Genomic DNA, 15,720 nt, shown 5'->3' with positions numbered 1-15,720 from the left:
GGAGGGCCTGATCGGCGGCCCCAAACGCCCGCCTTGTCCATTCACGCCCGGCTCGTTCGTTCGCGCCCGCCGTACTGGACGGGCGTGACTGGATAGGACGGGCGTGTCCGGATAGGGCGGGCGTCTCTTGCGTCGGGCGGCCCGGCCCCACCTCAGCGCCTGCGGAGCAGCTCCCCGATTCCCGGGTGGGCCTCGGTGTAGCCCTCCAGCAGCGCCCGGCCCAGCCGGGGCGAGTCCACGAGCGGGTGCAGGGAGAACCCCTCCCACGCCCGCTCGCGGCTCCCGGTGAGCGCCGCCTCCGCGATCGCCTGCTCCGCGCCCCGCAGCCTGGCCATCTGGCCCAGCATCCCGAGTTCCACCGGTGCCACCGGCAGCGGGTGGATGCCCGTGCCGTCGACGGTGCACGCCACCTCCACCACCAGGTCGTCACCCAGCCCGGCCACCACGCGACCGGAGCCCGCACCGTTGCCCACGTTCAGGATCATCCGCTCTGCCTCCCCGGTGGCCAGGGCGTTCATCACTCGCAGCGCCACCTCCTGGTAGCCGCCGCCGGTGACGTCCTCGGCGCGCCGCTCCTCGTCGGCCTCGCGCGCCTCGGCCATGTAGGTGGCCTCGCGCTCGTGCAGGACGTCGCGCCACAGCGCCAGGGGCGAGGCGCAGCCGTCGGCGTGGGCGTAGAAGCGGTCCTGCTGCGTGTGCAGGAACTCGCCGCGGGTCTGGTGCGCGTCGCGGATCCGGGTGATGGCCTCGTCGGTCTTCCAGTAGTAGTACAGGTACTCGTTCGGCAGGGCCCCGATGGCCCGGACCCAGTCCTTGCCGATCAGCCGGGCCTCCTCGACGTGCTCGAGCTGCTCGTCGGAGGCCAGCACCTCGGGGAGCCGGTCGGTGTCGTCGATGCTGACCGAGCGCAGCCAGCCGAGGTGGTTGAGGCCCACGTAGTCGTAGTCGACGCGCTCGCGGTCGTGCTCCAGCGAGACGCCCAGCAGCCGGGAGACTCGCCGCACCAACCCGATGGGGGTGTCGCAGATCCCGACGACGCGCTCACCCAGCACCCCACGCATGGCCTGGGTGATGATGCCGGCGGGGTTGGTGAAGTTGATGGTCCACGCGTCAGGAGCCACCTCGGCGATGGTGCGCGCCACCTCGTGCATCACCGGGACCGTGCGCAGCGCGTAGGCAAGGCCGCCGGGGCCGATGGTCTCCTGGCCGAGGAGCCCCAGGTCCAGCGCCACCCGCTCGTCCCGGATGCGCCCGGCCGAGCCGCCCACCCGCAGGGCGGCGAACACGAAGTCGGCGCCGGTGAGGGCCTCGCGCAGGTCCGTGGTCACCCGGACGCGGGGCGCGCCGTCGAGTCCGGCCGCGCGCTCCTCGACCACGCGTCGGATGGCCTCCAGCCGGGCTGCCGACGAGTCGTGCAGCACCACCTCGTGGATCAGGTCGCTGCCGGAGACCGCTTCATGGACCAGGGGCACGCGGAATCCGCCGCCGCCGAGGATGACGAGCTTCATGGCACCGAGCCTAGACTCTTGTCAGTAACCGATTGGGGGCCGAGCGTGATGAACGACCACGAGCACGACGACGACTTCTGCCCGACCTGCTGGGCGTGGGACCCGCTGGCGGACTCGCGCACCCCGCAGGACCCGCCGCTGGACGTGCTCACCACCGGGCCGCTGTTCTTCGACCTCATCTTCACCGGCCTCCCGCGCCTGCCCGAACCGGGCGAGGAACTGCACAGCGCCGGGATGGGCTCCTGCCCCGGCGGCATCGCCAACCTTGCGACGGCGGTGGCCCGGCTCGGGCTGCGCACGGGACTGGTGGCCGGCTTCGGTGACGACGCCTACGCCGACTGGATGTGGGAGACCCTCTCCGGGCAGGAGCGCATCGACCTCTCGGCCTCGCGACGGTTCGAGAACACCCACTCCGCACTGACCGTCTCGATGGCGTTCCGTGGGGACCGGGGGATGGTCACCCACACCCACGCCCTGCCGGAGTCCTTGGAGCCGAACCTGCACTCGGCACCGCGGGCGCGGGCGGCCGCCGTCGACCTCAAGACCAACACGTCCTGGTGGCAGGAGCTCAGCAACCGGGGGACGCTGGTGTTCGCCGACATCGGCTTCGACGAGAGCGGCCTGTGGGACCCGGCGGACCTCGAGGTCCTCGACCACTGCCACGCCTTCACCCCCAACGCCGTCGAGGCGATGCACTACACCCGCACCTACTCACCCAGCGACGCCGTGCGCCGGCTCACGGACCAGGTGCCGGTGGCGGTGGTCACCGACGGTGTCAGCGGTTCCTTCGCCATCGACCAGACCACCGGCGAGGAGGCGTTCTGCCCCGCGCTCTCGGTGCCCGCCATCGACCCCACCGGCGCCGGGGACGTGTTCGCCGCGTCATTCATCCTGGGGACGCTCTCGAAGTGGCCGCTGGAGCAGCGGCTCCGGTTCGCGTCGCTGAGTTCGTCGCTGGCCGTCCTTCAGTTCGGCGGTTCGCTGGCGGCACCCGGCTGGGGCGACATCGCCGACTGGTACCGCAGCCTGACCGCCAAGGCAGGCGCCGGCGACATGCGCGCCGGGCACATCCTGCGTGACTACGGCTTCCTCGAGGACCTGATCCCCAGGCACCAGGTGCAGGGCGTGCGCCGGGCTCAGGGCACGTTCGCCTCCGCCTCCGACGCCGGGGCGCACGCCCACTGAGGGCTCGGCTCCAAGGGCGTGGTGAGCAGCGTGATCGGAAACCGATTTCGAGGCTCTGGAGATTCCCGATGCGGCCCGCGGGCTCAAGGCGGGCTCAGCGCAGCCCCCACCGCACCACGGCGGTGGCGAACCTGCCCAGCGCGCCGCCCACGACGTCGAACCAGCGCCCGGTGGGCAGTCCCAACTCGGCACGCGCCCAGACCGGCAGCGAAGCGATGGCGCCTGCCGCCAGCATCCAGTAGCCCGGCCGTGCGGGCCACGGCACGGGCGGGGTCCTGAGGATGAAGTCGACGGTGTCGCGCGCGGCGGGGGAGGCGCGCAGTTCCGGGCGGAAGTCCTCGATCGCAGCCTTGAGACGAGCCTCCGTGCGGGGCAGGTCCACCGCGCCGAGCAGTTCCCCGACGGGGGCCGCCTGGGCCACGTACTCGTTGCGCTCAGCGGCGGTGAGGTGACGGTCGCCGTAGCGCTTGAAGCTCTCCAGGAAGCTCTCGGTCTCGGCGACGTGCACCCACGCCAGCAGGTGCGGGTCCGAGGCGCGGTAGGGGGTGCCGTCGTCGGTCTTGCCGCGGACGCGCTCGTGGATCCCGCGGATCTTGCCGATCAGCGCCTCGGCCGAGGGGATGGGGCCGTAGGTGGTCATGGCGATGAACTCCGAGGTGCGCTGCAGCCTGCCCCACGGGTCCGAGCGGTAGCCGGAGTGGCCGGCCACGCCCGCCATCGCCGCCGGGTGCAGCGCCTGCAGCAGTAGCGAGCGGATCCCTCCCGCGTACATGGCGGCGTCGGAGTTCACGTGCCAGATGACGTCGCCCTCGGTGTGCCAGCGCTCACCCTCGGCACCCCAGATCAGGGCGGCCTTCGCCTCGGCGTCGGGGCCGGCCACCCGGCTCCGGAGCACGCGGCCGAGGCCCTTGCGCACCTTCTCGAGCGGGTTCCACATGCCCCAAGCGTAGGCGGGCCCGTTCGGGATCGCCCTTTGGCCGATGGTTTGAATCTGATACCAAAGTGTGACCTCGATAGCGGGGCTTGGTCGTTCTCTGGCGGGTGGGCGCGGACTAGGCTGCGGGCGTGGCTGAACCCATCCAGATCCTTCCCGACGGCACCATCAAGCAGGTCAATCCGTTCTCCGGGACCCAGGTTTGGACAGTCCCCGGAAGGGGCCACCGGCCCTTCAACGGCGCCGCGGCCCAGGACCGTCCCCTGGATCCCGAGCAGCACGGCAGGCACTGTGCGTTCTGCGAGCTCAGGTACCTCGACACCCCGCCCGAGAAGGCGCGGATGGTGCGCAACGACTCCGGCTGGGAGCGCATCGACGCCCTGGCCGCGAACCGCCTCCACGAGACGCGGGCGGAGTTCCGCCGGGTGCCCAACCTGTTCGAGATCCTCTCGCTCGACTACTGGGAGGCCAACCACAGGCACCGCATCCCCACACGCATCCGGCTCCGCATGCAGGAGTACTTGGACGACCCCGCGGGCCGGGAGCACGTCCTACGGGTGGCGCGCCTGAAGGCCGAGGCGTTCGGCGTCTCCGACGAGGCCTGGGACGCGCTCACGGATGCGCAGCGCCTGGACTACGTCGACAACTTCTTCGACGGCGGCCACGACGTCATCGTCGCTCGCCGCCACTTCGTCGAAGGCGCCACCAGCGAGCGCCAGCTGGCGTCGTCTGGCACGCTCTCGCCCGAGGAGCACGTCCAGTTCGTGCAGTTCACCATCTGGGCGATGGCGGACCTCTACCGCTTCGACCGCAACGTCCTCTACGTCAGCGCGTTCCAGAACTGGCTGCGGCCAGCCGGTGCGAGCTTCGACCACCTCCACAAGCAGTTGGTAGCCATCGACGAGCGCGGCATCCGGGCCGAGGAGGAGCTGGCGCGGCTGCGCACCCGGCCCAACTTCTACAACGAGATGGCCGTCGACAAGGCCCAGGAGTATGGACTGCTGCTGGCGGAGAACGAGCACGCCGTCGCGTTCGCCGGCTTCGGGCACCGGTTCCCGACGCTGGAGGTGTTCTCGAAGTCGCCCAGCACGGTGCCCTGGGAGCACACCCGCGAGGAGGTGCGCGGCATGTCCGACCTGCTGCACGCGTGCCACGCCGCCACTGGCGCCGAGATCCCCACCAACGAGGAGTGGTACCACCAGCCGCGCGACGTCTACGTCGCCATGCCGTGGCGGGTGCTGGTGAAGTGGCGGGTCTCCACCGTCGCCGGGTTCGAGGGCGGCACCAAGATCAACGTGAACACCATCTCCCCGTTCGACCTGCGTGACAGGGTCCTGCCCCGCCTCGAGCAGCTCCGCTCCGAAGGCGCCATCGCAGACATGCGGCTCGGCGACGAGTGCAACGGTCCGCCGAACCGACTGCGCTACCTGGGCTGACTGCGGCTGTGTTCCGCGGGCAGGGATCGCGGGGACCGAGGGTGCTTGGTGACAGGCGTGAGAGACACGCCGCGCAGCGGCTCTCCAGAGCCCCGAAAGCGATTTCCGTTCACGCGTGTCACCGGCCGCTGAGGCTGCGCTAGTTGGGGTGACTTGACGGTGCCAGCGGATTGATCCAGGTGACCTCGGGGAACCGCTTGAAGTCGCTGTCGGCGGAAATGATAGGCACCCCGAACTCGACCCCGAGCGCAGCCAGCGCGGCATCCGGGACGAGGTTGGAAGTGATGCCATGCGTGCGCGCCAAGGTGGAGTAGATTCTCGCCGTCCGCTCAGTCACGGGAGGGACCCAAGCAGCCGGGGCCCGGAGCCAAGCATCCAGGAAGCTGTGTGCTCGCTCGGCGTTGAGGGGATTCGGCGTCACCCGGGGATGTGTCGCGATCCTTGTGAAGGCTGTCAGGGACTGCAGCGGCAGGCCAACCCTGGCGTTACCGTTCAGCGCGTCGGTGAGCCATTTGGCGGCCACAGCGTGGGATGGCGATGCTGAATCCACTGCGTAGAGCAGGATGTTTGCGTCGACGATCATTCGACTCGGTCTGCTTCATCCAGAATGTCGAGGACTTCCCCGACGTTGCTGATGTCCACCTGGATCTGCAGGTCTTCCGTCATGTGCACGTAGTCCACAGGAGGAGTGTCCCGAGCTGCCATTCCCCGTCGCACCAGCTGGTTCAGTGCAGTGCTGAGGCCGAGTCCCTCATCCCTGCGAAGCCTTTCCAGCTCGCGGGCGACGTCGTCGTCCAGTGTCACAGTAGTCCGCATGGAGCTACTGTACGTCACGACGCAGGCACTGGAGCATCATGATGCGCATCGTTTCCCATCCCCATGCTCCTGCATGCGGTATGCGTTGGCTAGCCACCGCCACAGGAGCGCGGGCCGATCCAGTACGGAGTCGCGCCGGTCTACGGGGCTCCGGGACATGGATACGGGTACCCACCTGGGGAACACCCGCACGCGACGCTCACCCTCGTCCTGGGGGCGGTTGGAATCGTTGTGCCGGTCCTCTCCTTCGTCGCCTGGTACTTCGGGGGACAGGCTCGCACCGAGATCCGCAACGGTGCCCCTTTCTCGTGGCGGGGCGGGCTGGTGGTGGGTTACTGGCTGGGCAAGATCCTCAGCATCCTCACGATCGTGAGCGTCTGCGCCTCAATGCTCCTCGGGGTCTTGGGCTTCATCCTCCAGGTGAGCCTCTTCGCCTACATCTTCGGGATCTTGTGAGGGACAGGGTGGGGCTTCCGGGGATTTGGTGGCGTGGGACGATGGGGGCGTGGCTGATTCCCCTGACGAGATGACCCGCGACGAACTGCAGCGCTACTCGCGCCAGATCATGCTGCCCCAGTTGGGCGCAGAGGGACAGGAACGCATCCGGGCGGCACGCGTCCTGGTGATGGGTGCCGGCGGCCTTGGGTCGCCGGTGCTGCTCTACCTCGGAGCGGCCGGAGTGGGGACCATCGGGATCGTGGACGACGACGTCGTGGACGCCACCAACCTGCAGCGGCAGGTCATCCACGCCACGCCGGACGTCGGCCGCGCCAAGACGACCTCCGCGGCCGAGAAGGTCCGCGCACTCAACCCCGCCGTCGAGGTGGTGGAGCACAACCTGCGTCTGACCAGCGAGAACGCGCTCGAGGTCCTGGCCGACTACGACCTGGTGATCGACGGCACCGACAACTTCCCCACCCGGTACCTGGTCAGCGACGCCGCGGAGATCCTTGGCATGCCGTGCGTGTGGGGTGCCATCTTCCAGTTCGCCGGGCAGGTGGCCGTGTTCGACGCCGCCAGTGGCCCCACGTACCGCGACGTCTTCCCGGAGCCGCCCGCGCCCGGCACCGTGCCCTCGTGCGCCGAGGGCGGCGTGGTGGGCGTGTTGCCGGGGATGGTGGGCACCGCGATGGCCAACGAGGCCGTGAAGCTGATCACCGGCATCGGCCGCAGCCTGCTGGGACGCCTCGTCGTCCTCGACGCCCTCGACTTCAACTGGCGCGAGATCACGATCAAGCCCGACCCCGCGCGCGAGCCCGTCACCGAGCTGATCGACTACGACGCCTGGTGCGGCGTCCCGGAGCCCGTGGCGGCGCCGTCGGACGACGGGATGGTCAGCGCCACCGAGCTCGCCCGCCTCCTCCAGGACAGGGCGGCCGGCCTGACCGACTTTGACCTGCTCGACGTCCGCGAGCCCGGCGAGTACGAGATCGTCCACATCGACGGCGCCCGCCTGCTCCCGCTGGGCCGCTTCATCTCCGGCGACGTCGAACTGGACGCGGATCGACCCGTGATCATCCACTGCCGCACCGACGTGCGCTCGCGCCAGGCGCGCGACCTCCTCGTCGCCGCGGGTCATCCGTCGGTGCGCGTGGTGCGTGGAGGAGTGCTGGCCTGGGTGGCCGAAGTGGAACCTGACAAGGCCACTTACTGACCCCTTCCAACTGTCGGTGGGCAGGCGTAGTGTCTGGTTTCCCAACGAAGGAAGGGAGCCGACGATGGCTCACGGCGACATCACGCACATCGACATCCCCGTCTCGGACTTCGCGAAGGCGTCGGAGTTCTATGGCGGCCTTTTCGGCTGGAAGATCGCTGAAATCCCCGGCTTCGAGGGCTACCCGATGTGGCAGGCCCCGAACGAGATCTCCGGCGGCGGCCTCGCGCCCCGCGGCGAGGGCTTCACCCAACCCCGCTCCTACGTGGAGGTGGACTCCATCGACGACGTGCTGGCGAAGGTCGAGGCCGCCGGTGGGAAGGTGACCATGCCCAAGGGTGAGATCTCACCCACCAGTTGGTGGGCCGCGTTCGAGGATCCCGACGGCAACCACATCGGCCTGTACGAGGGCACCACCTAGGAGGGGGAGGCTCAGATACCGAGGATGAGTTTCGCGATCAGGAAGTAGACCACCAGCCCGGTGGCGTCGACGAACGTGCTGATGAACGGGTTGGAGAACACCGCCGGATCTGCGCGGAGGGCCTTCGCCAGCAGGGGCATGACCCCGCCGACGGTGGCGGCCAACGCGCACATCACGAAGAGGGTGAGGCCGATCACGCTGCCGATGCCGACGTCGTAGAGCAGCGCCGTGATGGTGAAGCCGAGGCCGCCCATCACCAGACCGAGGGTGGCGCCGGTGGCCAGTTCGCGCCCGAGCACCTTCATCACGTCGCGGGGTCTGACCTCGCCCAGCGCGAGCGCGCGGGTGACCGTGGTGGCGGCCTGGTTGCCGGTGTTGCCGCCGGTCCCGATCAGCAGCGGGATGAACACCGAGAGCACGACGAGCTTGCCGATGGTCTCCTCGAACACCTCCAGCACCTGCACCGTGAGGCTGGCGCCGATCGCGAGCACCAGCAGCCAGACCACTCGGGAGCGCACGATCCGCAGGATGGGGGTCGAGAGGTAGTGCCTGCGCAGCGGCTCGGCGCCGCCGAGGCGGGCCTGGTCCTCGGACTCGGCCTCCTCGAGGATGCGCAGCGCGTCGTCGACGGTGAGGATGCCGACGAGTCGTTCCTCGGAGTCCACCACCGGGAGGGCGAGGTGCCGACGCTCGGCGCAGCGGCGGGCGGCGTCCTCGGCCGGTTCGGTGGCATCGGCGGTGTCGGCCGGGGAGATGAGCTCGGCGACGAGGGTGCTGGGGTCGGCCGCGACCAGATCGCGGAGACTCACCACTCCCAGCAGGCGGCGGGTGTCGTCGGTGACGCAGATCGTGTAGATGGTCTCGCTGGAGTCGACGACGGCCTTGACGTGGGCGAGCGCCGCGGCCGCGTCCTGCTCGGCGTGGACGGTGGCCACCTCGGGGCTCATCTGCCGGCCGATGGAGCGCTTCGGGTAGCCCAGCACCGTGGTGGTCAGGAGCCGTTCCTGCGTGGACAGCCCGGACATCAGCCGGGTGGCGATGCCGGCCGGGAGCTCGTCGAGGAGCGTGACCCTGTCGTCTGGGTCCATGGGCTCGAACACGGCTGCGGTCTCGTCGGTGCGCAGCAGCCGGACCAGGTCGCCCTGCGACGCAGGGTCCAGCAGTTCGAACACCTCCAGGGCCCGGTCCTTCGGCAGCAGCCGGAACGCGACGGCGCTGTCCTGCGCCTGCAACCGGTCCAGTTCGTCTACGACGTCTCCGGTGCTCGCGCCGGCCAGCAGTTCCTGGGCGCGTGTCAGGTCGCGGGCGGCGAGGGCGCGTTCGAACTCCTCGGGCTCCAATGCGGTCTGCACATCCATGGCTGCCTCCCGGTGGTCACACTGCGACGTGCAGCAGGGTCTGCCCGTCGGCGCTGATGGTTGCCGAGGGTGATCCCTCGAGGGTGAGGGCGACGGTGAGGCGTTCGCCGCCCGCGCCCACTGCGTCGTAGGTGTAGGTGGTGTTGGTGAGTGTCCTGGTCTCGGTGCGCGCCCGCGTCAGCCAGGGGTGGCGACGGCGCAGGGAGATCAGGTCCTGGTGCAGCCGGTGCGCCCAACCGCCGATCGGGGACAGCTCGGTGGGGGAGTCGGGGAACGGCGGCCGGACCTCGTCGTCGCCGCCGATGCGCTCGGTCTTGGTGCCGGCGAAGGCCTGCTCGTCGCCGTAGTAGACCGACGGGATGCCGGCGACTGTGAACAGCACGACGTGGGCCAGGGCCGCGCGCGGGGCGTCCAGGGTGGTGGCGATCCGGGTGACGTCGTGGTTGCCGACGAAGGTCTGGGGGACGAAGGTGTCCAGGAGTTCGTTGTGGCGCTGCAGGCACCAGTCGAGCTCGAAGAAGTTCCCGTCCTTGAGGGAACTCCACGTGGCCTTCCACAGCTCGTACTGCGTGAGGGAGTCCAGCCCCGACTGGGTGACGATGGCGGCGTCGTCGCCGTGGATCACCTCGCCGAAGAACCAGGCCTCGGGGAACTCGCTGCGCACCCGGGGCAGCACTCGCGCCCAGAACTCGGGGGCGACGGCGTAGGCCGCGTCGAGGCGCCAGCCCGAGATGCCGCGACGCAGCCAGTGCGCCATCACGTCGACGACGAGGTCCACCACCGCGGGGGAGTCGTGGTTGAGCTCCACCAGGGAGCCGTGGCCCTCGAACACGGCGGGCTCTCCCGTGGCCGGGTCCAGGACGAACAGCTCCCGCTCCGGTCCACCGGCGATGGCGGCCGCAAATGCGGGATGACCACGGCCTACGTGGTTGAACACGCCGTCCAGGAGGATCCGGATGCCGCGCTGTTCACAGGCCGAGACCAGCCGGTCGAAGTCCGCGTCGTCGCCGAGGCGGGGGTCGATCCGGAAGAAGTCCGTGGTGTCGTAACCGTGGCTCTCGGACTCGAAGACGGGGCCCAGCAGCAGCCCGTTGCAGCCGAGCTCGATGACGTAGTCGAGCCAGTTCTCGAGCCGTCCGAGGCGGTGGGTGAGTGCCCGTTCCGCGTCTCCCGTCGGCCGGATCGGGGCGCCGACGAAGCCCAGCGGGTACACCTGCCACCAGATGGCGTGCTCGCTCCAAACCATGGCTGCCTCCTCGTCTCAGCGGATCGACTGGTCCAACCGTACTGCCCAGAGTTGTCCACCGAGTTTTCCACAGCCGTGGATAACTACACGTGTGTAACTACGCGGCTGGCACGCCCAATCAGAACGGGGGGAACCACATCGCCACCGAGAGGTAGAGCGCTGCGATATGGGCCAGAGTCTTGGAACTGGCGGAGCGCTTGTGTTCGAGGTTGCCGTCACCATGAACCAGACGAGCACGAGCACCACCACGAGGGGCAGTTTGATCCCCCAGTCCTGCGTGGTGGAGACGTGCATGGAGGCGGGGTGCACGCCCTGCTCGTCGGCGAAGAACTGGGTCGCGAGCACGCCGAACGTCAGGGCCACGAGGGTCTGCCCCGCGATCTTGCCGCCACTGCTGAGGCCCCGGTCGTCCTGGGTGAACACCTTGATGAAGTCGTCCAGGAAGCCGACCGTCCCGCATCGGACGAACAGCAGCAGCGCGAGCCACATGCTCGCACTGGGCCTGCTCCCGAATGTTTGCAGCGCAACGGCGTGACACGCGCACCGGGGTGTGGGGACAGTCACCTGCCCTCTGCACGGACACCTGCGTTGTAACGCAGGTGACGGGGTACAGCGCAGGTGACGGGGGACAGCGCAGGTGACAAGCCGATGCACAATGGGTCAATGTCGCAGCGAGTCGTGTTCATGTGCGGGCCTGCCGGGTCCGGCAAGACCACCCATGCCCACCGGTTGGAGGCCGACGGCATGGCCCGGCTCTCGTTCGACGCCACGGCGTGGGAACTCGGACATCGCAGCATGCCGCTCCCCGATGACGTCCACCGGCAGGTCGAGCAGCACCTCCGCGCCGAACTCGCCCGGCTCCTGTCAGCCGGGCGCGACGTGGTGCTCGACTTCTCGTTCTGGTCGCGCAGCATGCGCGACGACTGGCGCCGCAACGTCCGGGCGCACGGCGTGGAGCCGGAGACCATCTACCTGGCCACGGACAGGGAGACCGTGCTCGCGCGGATCGGGGCGCGCGCCGGTGAGCACCGCGATGACTTCGAACTCGACGCCGCGACGGCGGCCGCCTACCTCGACAACTTCCAGCCGCCGAGCCCGGACGAGGGCCCGCTGACGGTGATCAGCTGACCACGGGGTCCTCGAGGATCTCGGGCAGCGCCCGTGCGTGCACCTGGAACAGGGGGCTGGTTGGGTCCGCCACTGTGATCAGCGCCTTCCACAGGGCCCAGGCCCGACCACGGTGCCAGGTGTCGTCGTCTAGCGCGACGGCGTCCCGGAACACCCGCCGCCCGGAGGCGTCGAACATGGTCCATGCCGCGACGAGGTCGCAGGCCGGGTCTCCGACGCCACAGGTCCCGAAGTCGATCAGCGCGGTGAGGTGCCCGTCCGCATCCACCAGGAGGTTCCCCGCCGCGACGTCGCCGTGGAACCACACCGGTGCCTCACGCCAGGCGCTGCCCACGCCCCTGAGCCAGGCGGCGCGGGCCGTGGCGGAGATCCCGGCGTTGGCAGGGTCTGCGAGGCAGCGCTGGACCTCGTCTGCGTAGGCGCTCGGATGCGTGCCGCGCAGGAAGGAATGGGTGCCGGCCCACGGACCGTCGTCGCTGGGCAGGGCCTGCAGTTCCCGCAGGGTGTGGCCCAGGTCCCGGGCCAGGTCCTCGCCGAGCGGGCGGGCCGCCTCGGGCGGGCGTCCCGGCAGCCAACGCCTGACCGACCAGGGCCTCGGGAAGCTGGCGCTGGGTCCGACGGTGGCCACCACCTCGGGCACGGCCACCGGGAGGCGGTCCGCCAGCAGTGGCAGGACGCGGTCCTCCTTCGCGATGCCGGCGGCGTAGGCATCAGCGCTGGGGATCCGGACGGCCAGTTCCTCACCGAGGCGGAACGTGCGGTTGTCCCAGCCCTGCTGCTCCACGGGGCGGACGGGCAGCTGCGCGTACTGGGGCAATTCCCGTGCCACCAGGTCCACGACGAAGTCGGTTGCCAGTTCGGACATGTTCACAGGCCATCCTGGTCCGTGATGGTCAACGGGATCACACTCGGACCACTTCGAGGGCGCCCAGTTCGGAGAGCGCGGAGAAGCCTGCGTCCTGCGTGTAGACAGGCAGGCCGTTGGCGAGGGCCACTGCTGCAATCCAGAGGTCGTTGACGCCCATCGCCCTCCCAGCCTCGTGGAGTTGCACGCGCAGGGATGCCCAGTGACGCGCCGCGGTGGCGTCGATCGGCAGGGGTTGGTACGAACTGAGTCTTTCGAGGGTCCCCATCCGGGCGGAGCGGGTCCGGGTGTCGCTGGCGGCGAGTACACCAGCGTGCAGTTCCGCCATGGTCACGACGCAGATCGCGGCTTCGTCCGGCAGCGCCGCGGCGTCGAGTTCACGCCCGACTTCACCGGCGATCCAGACGCTGGTGTCCAGAAGGCCCCGAGTCACCTGATGGGTCCAAGGTCGTCGGTGGAGCCGCCTGAGATCCAGGCCAGATCTGCCTCCAGAGTGACGTCGCCCGCGGCGGAGAAGACGATGTCCATGACCGCCGCCCGTGGGATTGCCGTGGGTAGGGCACGCCGGGGTGTGCGGATCTCTGCGACAGGCTTTCCGTTTACGGTGACGGTCACCACGTCGCCAGCCGCCACGCGCTCGAGAACGGAGCGCGTGTGGTTGCGCAGGTCACGCGACGCGACGGAGGTCATGTGCGCAACTGTAGCACTTCTGCCACACCGCAGGAAGGGGGTCCGGGAGTAATCTGGTCCCAGACCCAGGGAGGCGCCATGTCGGACTTCTTCTCCATCTTCCAGCCCGGAATGCAGCACGTCCGGGAGCAGCGCGACTTCGAGAAGGTGCGCTTCGTCGAGTCGGCGGAGGGCGCCCCGGGCGGTCCGTCGCTGGTGGACTTCGAGGCCGGCAGCGTGACCATCTCCGTCCCGCCCCCAGCGGCCGAGGCACCCGAAGATCACTGAGCACTCACGCATGGACGAACCGCATCGCCACGCCACGAGGGGGCCTGGAGATTCGCGCCCGTTCCACTTCGAATCAGTCTGGCGGGTGGAAATGCCCAGCGAACAGGCCTGGTCCGCCCTCACCGACGTCGAGCGCTGGCCCGCGTGGTGGCAGGGGATGGCGGTTGAATCCATGCAGGTCGGCGGCCATCCCGACGGCGTCGGTAACCGGGCCGCGCTCCTCGTCCGGAGTCCCGCAGGGCTGCGGCTGCGGTTCACCGTCGAGCTGACCGCCGTCGAACCGCTGCGGCGGCTGGCCTTCACCGCGGAGGGTGACCTCCGGGGAGACGGCGAGTGGGCCTTCGCCCCTGACGGCGACGGCACGCGCATGGACGTCACGTGGTGCGTCGTGTCACGGCGGTGGCCCATCCGGGTTGGCCGCCCCCTGGCCGCGTGGGCGCACCACCGCATCATGGAGCGCGGCGAGGCGGGGCTGCGTCGTCCGTAACGGCTGTCAGGCAGGGCCCGGAGGCCGTTGCCGAGCCCCGGGGGTGCCCGTTCAGGTCCGCCGATGTGGGTTATGCCCGTCAGCGACGTACATTTGGGAACTGTGCAAACTAGCGGTCGAGCAGAACTGAACAGCGGCAAGCCCCCGGTCTGGCTTCGGACGGGCCTCCCGATCGTCCTGATCATCTTGTGGCTGGTGGGCGCCGGAATGGGCGGACCGTACTTCGGTAAGGTCGGTGAGGTGGCCTCCAACGACCAGGCCGCGTTCCTCTCGGCCAGCGCGGACGCCACCCTCGTCGGCGAGCGCTACACAGACTTCGTGGGCGACGACACCATCCCCGCCATCGTCATCCTCACCTCCGAGGACACCATCGACGTCGCCACCCTCGAGGACCTCAACACCCTCGTCGAGGGCCTCGGCGACCTCGACGTGGTGGACAGCGTCTCACCCCTCATCCCCTCCGACGACGGCCTCGCGGCCCAGGCGTTCATCCCGCTCGACGCCGAGGCGGACCTCGAGGAGGCCGTCGCGGCCGTCCGGGACGCCCTGGCCCAGGACGCGCCCGCCGGCATCACGCACCACGTCACCGGCCCCGCCGGATTCTCGGCGGACCTCGTCGAGGCCTTCGGCGGCATCGACGGGCTGCTGCTCGGCGTCGCGCTCGGGGCAGTGCTAATCATCCTGCTGATCGTCTACCGCTCCCTCCTGCTCCCATTCCTGGTGCTGGCCACCAGCGTGTTCGCGTTGTGCGTGGCGCTGCTGGTCAACTGGTGGTTGGCGAAGTGGGGGATCCTCACGCTCAACGGTCAGACGCAGGGCATCCTGTTCATCCTGGTGATCGGTGCGGCCACGGACTACGCCTTGCTGTACACCGCCCGCTACCAGGAGGAACTGCGCCGCAACGAGTCCCGGATGGCGGCCACGCGCAAGACCATCCGGGGTTCGCTGGAGCCGATCCTGGCCTCGGGTGGCACCGTCATCGCGGGCCTGTTGTGCCTGTTGTTCAGCGATCTCTCGTCCAACAAGTCCCTCGGTCCTGTGGCTGCGATCGGCATCGGGTTCGCGATGCTCTCGGCGCTGACGCTGCTGCCGGCGATGCTGCTCCTGCTGGGCCGCGCCGCGTTCTGGCCGCGCCGCCCCGTCTTCGACCCGGAGCGCGACACCGAGACCGCCTTCAACCAGGGTGCCTACGCCGCCATCGGCCGCTTCGTCGCCAAGCGTCCCCGCACCGTGTGGCTCGCCTGCGTGGCGCTGCTGGCGGTGGGTGCTGCCTTCGTTCCCACGCTCAAGGCCGACGGTGTCGCCACCAGTGAGCTGGTGATCGGTGCCTCCGACGCCCGCGACGGGCAGCAGGCCCTCGCCGAGCACTTCCCGGGCGGCTCCGGTGACCCGGCCAACGTGCTGGTGGCCGAGGCCGACCTGCAAGCGGTGGCCGACGTCCTGCTGGCCGCCGACGGCGTCGACTCGGTGGCCGTCCTGGCCGCCGACAGCCCGTCGGGTTCGGCACCCGTCACGGAGGAGGGCATCCAGCCCCTCGGCCCGCCGGGAACCCCCGCCCCGGAGCCGACGGTCAACGACGGCGAGGTCTTCCTGCAGGCCACCCTGTCGGACCCCGGGGACAGCATCGAGGCGCAGGAGACCGTCAGGGCGCTGCGCGCCGAACTCGACGGCACGGCGCTGATCGGGGGCACGACGGCGGTGGCGATCGACACCAACGACACCTCC

Annotated in this window: 19 protein-coding genes; 9 read left to right on the top strand and 10 right to left on the bottom strand. The window is 69.7% G+C overall.

The features are described 5' to 3' along the window. Positions 1–152: 152 nt before the first annotated feature. Positions 153–1,508, bottom strand: a complete 1,356-nt coding sequence (locus tag ACYU7G_RS00095; protein ID WP_461103493.1) for a family 4 glycosyl hydrolase — start codon at positions 1,506–1,508, stop codon at positions 153–155. A 48-nt stretch (positions 1,509–1,556) separates the two neighbouring features. On the opposite strand from ACYU7G_RS00095, the gene ACYU7G_RS00090 reads away from it, so the two are divergent. Further along, positions 1,557–2,693 carry a carbohydrate kinase family protein gene (locus ACYU7G_RS00090; protein ID WP_461105118.1) on the top strand — a complete coding sequence of 379 codons (1,137 nt, stop codon included), beginning with the start codon at positions 1,557–1,559 and terminating at the stop codon, positions 2,691–2,693. 94 nt (positions 2,694–2,787) lie between these two features. On the opposite strand, the gene ACYU7G_RS00085 is transcribed toward ACYU7G_RS00090, so the two are convergent. Continuing rightward, a complete protein-coding gene (locus tag ACYU7G_RS00085) occupies positions 2,788–3,630 on the bottom strand; it encodes an oxygenase MpaB family protein (protein ID WP_461103491.1) in 843 nt (280 codons plus the stop codon). A 128-nt stretch (positions 3,631–3,758) separates the two neighbouring features. Here ACYU7G_RS00085 and ACYU7G_RS00080 point away from each other — a divergent pair, with 128 nt between their 5' ends. Beyond that, positions 3,759–5,063: a DUF4921 family protein gene (locus ACYU7G_RS00080; protein WP_461103489.1), complete on the top strand. Its 1,305-nt coding sequence runs from the start codon at positions 3,759–3,761 to the stop codon at positions 5,061–5,063. Between the two features lie 139 nt (positions 5,064–5,202). Here ACYU7G_RS00080 and ACYU7G_RS00075 read toward each other — a convergent pair whose 3' ends face one another. Continuing rightward, entirely contained in the window at positions 5,203–5,646 is a 444-nt protein-coding gene (locus tag ACYU7G_RS00075; protein WP_461103487.1) for a TA system VapC family ribonuclease toxin, read from the bottom strand. Beyond that, a complete protein-coding gene (locus ACYU7G_RS00070) occupies positions 5,643–5,867 on the bottom strand; it encodes a hypothetical protein (protein ID WP_461103485.1) in 225 nt (74 codons plus the stop codon). The genes ACYU7G_RS00075 and ACYU7G_RS00070 overlap by 4 nt, the downstream gene beginning before the upstream one ends. Positions 5,868–6,110: 243 nt before the next feature. On the opposite strand from ACYU7G_RS00070, the gene ACYU7G_RS00065 reads away from it, so the two are divergent. The 3 genes from ACYU7G_RS00065 (at position 6,111) to ACYU7G_RS00055 (ending at position 7,954) form a co-directional block, all read left to right on the top strand. After that, positions 6,111–6,335 carry a hypothetical protein gene (locus ACYU7G_RS00065; protein ID WP_461103483.1) on the top strand — a complete coding sequence of 75 codons (225 nt, stop codon included), beginning with the start codon at positions 6,111–6,113 and terminating at the stop codon, positions 6,333–6,335. A gap of 49 nt (positions 6,336–6,384) precedes the next feature. After that, positions 6,385–7,533 (top strand): molybdopterin-synthase adenylyltransferase MoeB, encoded by a 1,149-nt coding sequence (moeB, locus tag ACYU7G_RS00060; RefSeq protein ID WP_461103481.1) that lies wholly within the window; start codon positions 6,385–6,387, stop codon positions 7,531–7,533. A gap of 64 nt (positions 7,534–7,597) precedes the next feature. Continuing rightward, the gene (locus ACYU7G_RS00055) at positions 7,598–7,954 is read left to right on the top strand and encodes a VOC family protein (RefSeq protein WP_461103479.1); all 357 of its coding nucleotides are present in this window, start codon (positions 7,598–7,600) and stop codon (positions 7,952–7,954) included. Positions 7,955–7,965: 11 nt separating this feature from the next. Here the strand turns inward: ACYU7G_RS00055 and mgtE are convergent, their stop codons facing one another. From mgtE to ACYU7G_RS00040, 3 genes are read right to left on the bottom strand one after another with little or no spacing between them, the layout of a single operon-like run. Next, the gene (mgtE, locus tag ACYU7G_RS00050; protein ID WP_461103477.1) at positions 7,966–9,312 is read right to left on the bottom strand and encodes a magnesium transporter; all 1,347 of its coding nucleotides are present in this window, start codon (positions 9,310–9,312) and stop codon (positions 7,966–7,968) included. A 16-nt stretch (positions 9,313–9,328) separates the two neighbouring features. Beyond that, the gene (locus ACYU7G_RS00045) at positions 9,329–10,558 is read right to left on the bottom strand and encodes an alpha-amylase family protein (RefSeq protein WP_461103475.1); all 1,230 of its coding nucleotides are present in this window, start codon (positions 10,556–10,558) and stop codon (positions 9,329–9,331) included. Positions 10,559–10,573: 15 nt separating this feature from the next. Then, the gene (locus ACYU7G_RS00040) at positions 10,574–11,047 is read right to left on the bottom strand and encodes a hypothetical protein (protein ID WP_461103473.1); all 474 of its coding nucleotides are present in this window, start codon (positions 11,045–11,047) and stop codon (positions 10,574–10,576) included. A gap of 174 nt (positions 11,048–11,221) precedes the next feature. Here ACYU7G_RS00040 and ACYU7G_RS00035 point away from each other — a divergent pair, with 174 nt between their 5' ends. Further along, positions 11,222–11,686, top strand: a complete 465-nt coding sequence (locus tag ACYU7G_RS00035) for an AAA family ATPase (protein ID WP_461103471.1) — start codon at positions 11,222–11,224, stop codon at positions 11,684–11,686. Here ACYU7G_RS00035 and ACYU7G_RS00030 read toward each other — a convergent pair. From ACYU7G_RS00030 to ACYU7G_RS00020, 3 genes are read right to left on the bottom strand one after another with little or no spacing between them, the layout of a single operon-like run. Further along, positions 11,679–12,551: an aminoglycoside phosphotransferase family protein gene (locus ACYU7G_RS00030; RefSeq protein ID WP_461103469.1), complete on the bottom strand. Its 873-nt coding sequence runs from the start codon at positions 12,549–12,551 to the stop codon at positions 11,679–11,681. The two genes, ACYU7G_RS00035 and ACYU7G_RS00030, sit on opposite strands and share 8 nt — an antisense overlap. 37 nt (positions 12,552–12,588) lie before the next feature. Continuing rightward, positions 12,589–12,984 (bottom strand): PIN domain-containing protein, encoded by a 396-nt coding sequence (locus ACYU7G_RS00025; RefSeq protein WP_461103467.1) that lies wholly within the window; start codon positions 12,982–12,984, stop codon positions 12,589–12,591. Then, the gene (locus ACYU7G_RS00020; protein ID WP_461103465.1) at positions 12,981–13,241 is read right to left on the bottom strand and encodes a type II toxin-antitoxin system Phd/YefM family antitoxin; all 261 of its coding nucleotides are present in this window, start codon (positions 13,239–13,241) and stop codon (positions 12,981–12,983) included. Before ACYU7G_RS00020 ends, ACYU7G_RS00025 begins: the two co-directional genes overlap by 4 nt. A gap of 78 nt (positions 13,242–13,319) precedes the next feature. Here ACYU7G_RS00020 and ACYU7G_RS00015 point away from each other — a divergent pair, with 78 nt between their 5' ends. From ACYU7G_RS00015 to ACYU7G_RS00005, 3 genes are all read left to right on the top strand, one after another. Next, positions 13,320–13,508 (top strand): DUF6191 domain-containing protein, encoded by a 189-nt coding sequence (locus ACYU7G_RS00015; RefSeq protein WP_461103463.1) that lies wholly within the window; start codon positions 13,320–13,322, stop codon positions 13,506–13,508. A 10-nt stretch (positions 13,509–13,518) separates the two neighbouring features. Beyond that, positions 13,519–13,995, top strand: coding sequence for an SRPBCC family protein (locus tag ACYU7G_RS00010; protein WP_461103461.1), 477 nt, complete (start codon positions 13,519–13,521; stop codon positions 13,993–13,995). 102 nt (positions 13,996–14,097) lie between these two features. Beyond that, positions 14,098–15,720, top strand: a 1,623-nt coding sequence (locus tag ACYU7G_RS00005; RefSeq protein WP_461103459.1) for an MMPL family transporter, incomplete at its 3' end; no start/stop codon positions are given.

This window comes from Tessaracoccus terricola (assembly GCF_054776555.1).
Note: the sequence above shows the minus strand (reverse complement) of the source record. Positions and strands in the feature narration are given on the sequence as shown.

Bases quoted from the DNA above. Each gene is read 5' to 3' on its own strand.
- ACYU7G_RS00040 (WP_461103473.1), bottom strand. From the start codon at position 11,047: ATGTGGCTCGCGCTGCTGCTGTTCGTCCGATGCGGGACGGTCGGCTTC.
- ACYU7G_RS00095 (WP_461103493.1), bottom strand. From the start codon at position 1,508: ATGAAGCTCGTCATCCTCGGCGGCGGCGGATTCCGCGTGCCCCTGGTC.
- ACYU7G_RS00055 (WP_461103479.1), top strand. From the start codon at position 7,598: ATGGCTCACGGCGACATCACGCACATCGACATCCCCGTCTCGGACTTC.
- ACYU7G_RS00085 (WP_461103491.1), bottom strand. From the start codon at position 3,630: ATGTGGAACCCGCTCGAGAAGGTGCGCAAGGGCCTCGGCCGCGTGCTC.
- ACYU7G_RS00020 (WP_461103465.1), bottom strand. From the start codon at position 13,241: ATGACCTCCGTCGCGTCGCGTGACCTGCGCAACCACACGCGCTCCGTT.
- ACYU7G_RS00075 (WP_461103487.1), bottom strand. From the start codon at position 5,646: ATGATCGTCGACGCAAACATCCTGCTCTACGCAGTGGATTCAGCATCG.
- mgtE (WP_461103477.1), bottom strand. From the start codon at position 9,312: ATGGATGTGCAGACCGCATTGGAGCCCGAGGAGTTCGAACGCGCCCTC.
- ACYU7G_RS00030 (WP_461103469.1), bottom strand. From the start codon at position 12,551: ATGTCCGAACTGGCAACCGACTTCGTCGTGGACCTGGTGGCACGGGAA.
- ACYU7G_RS00015 (WP_461103463.1), top strand. From the start codon at position 13,320: ATGTCGGACTTCTTCTCCATCTTCCAGCCCGGAATGCAGCACGTCCGG.
- ACYU7G_RS00035 (WP_461103471.1), top strand. From the start codon at position 11,222: ATGTCGCAGCGAGTCGTGTTCATGTGCGGGCCTGCCGGGTCCGGCAAG.
- ACYU7G_RS00045 (WP_461103475.1), bottom strand. From the start codon at position 10,558: ATGGTTTGGAGCGAGCACGCCATCTGGTGGCAGGTGTACCCGCTGGGC.
- ACYU7G_RS00010 (WP_461103461.1), top strand. From the start codon at position 13,519: ATGGACGAACCGCATCGCCACGCCACGAGGGGGCCTGGAGATTCGCGC.
- ACYU7G_RS00090 (WP_461105118.1), top strand. From the start codon at position 1,557: ATGAACGACCACGAGCACGACGACGACTTCTGCCCGACCTGCTGGGCG.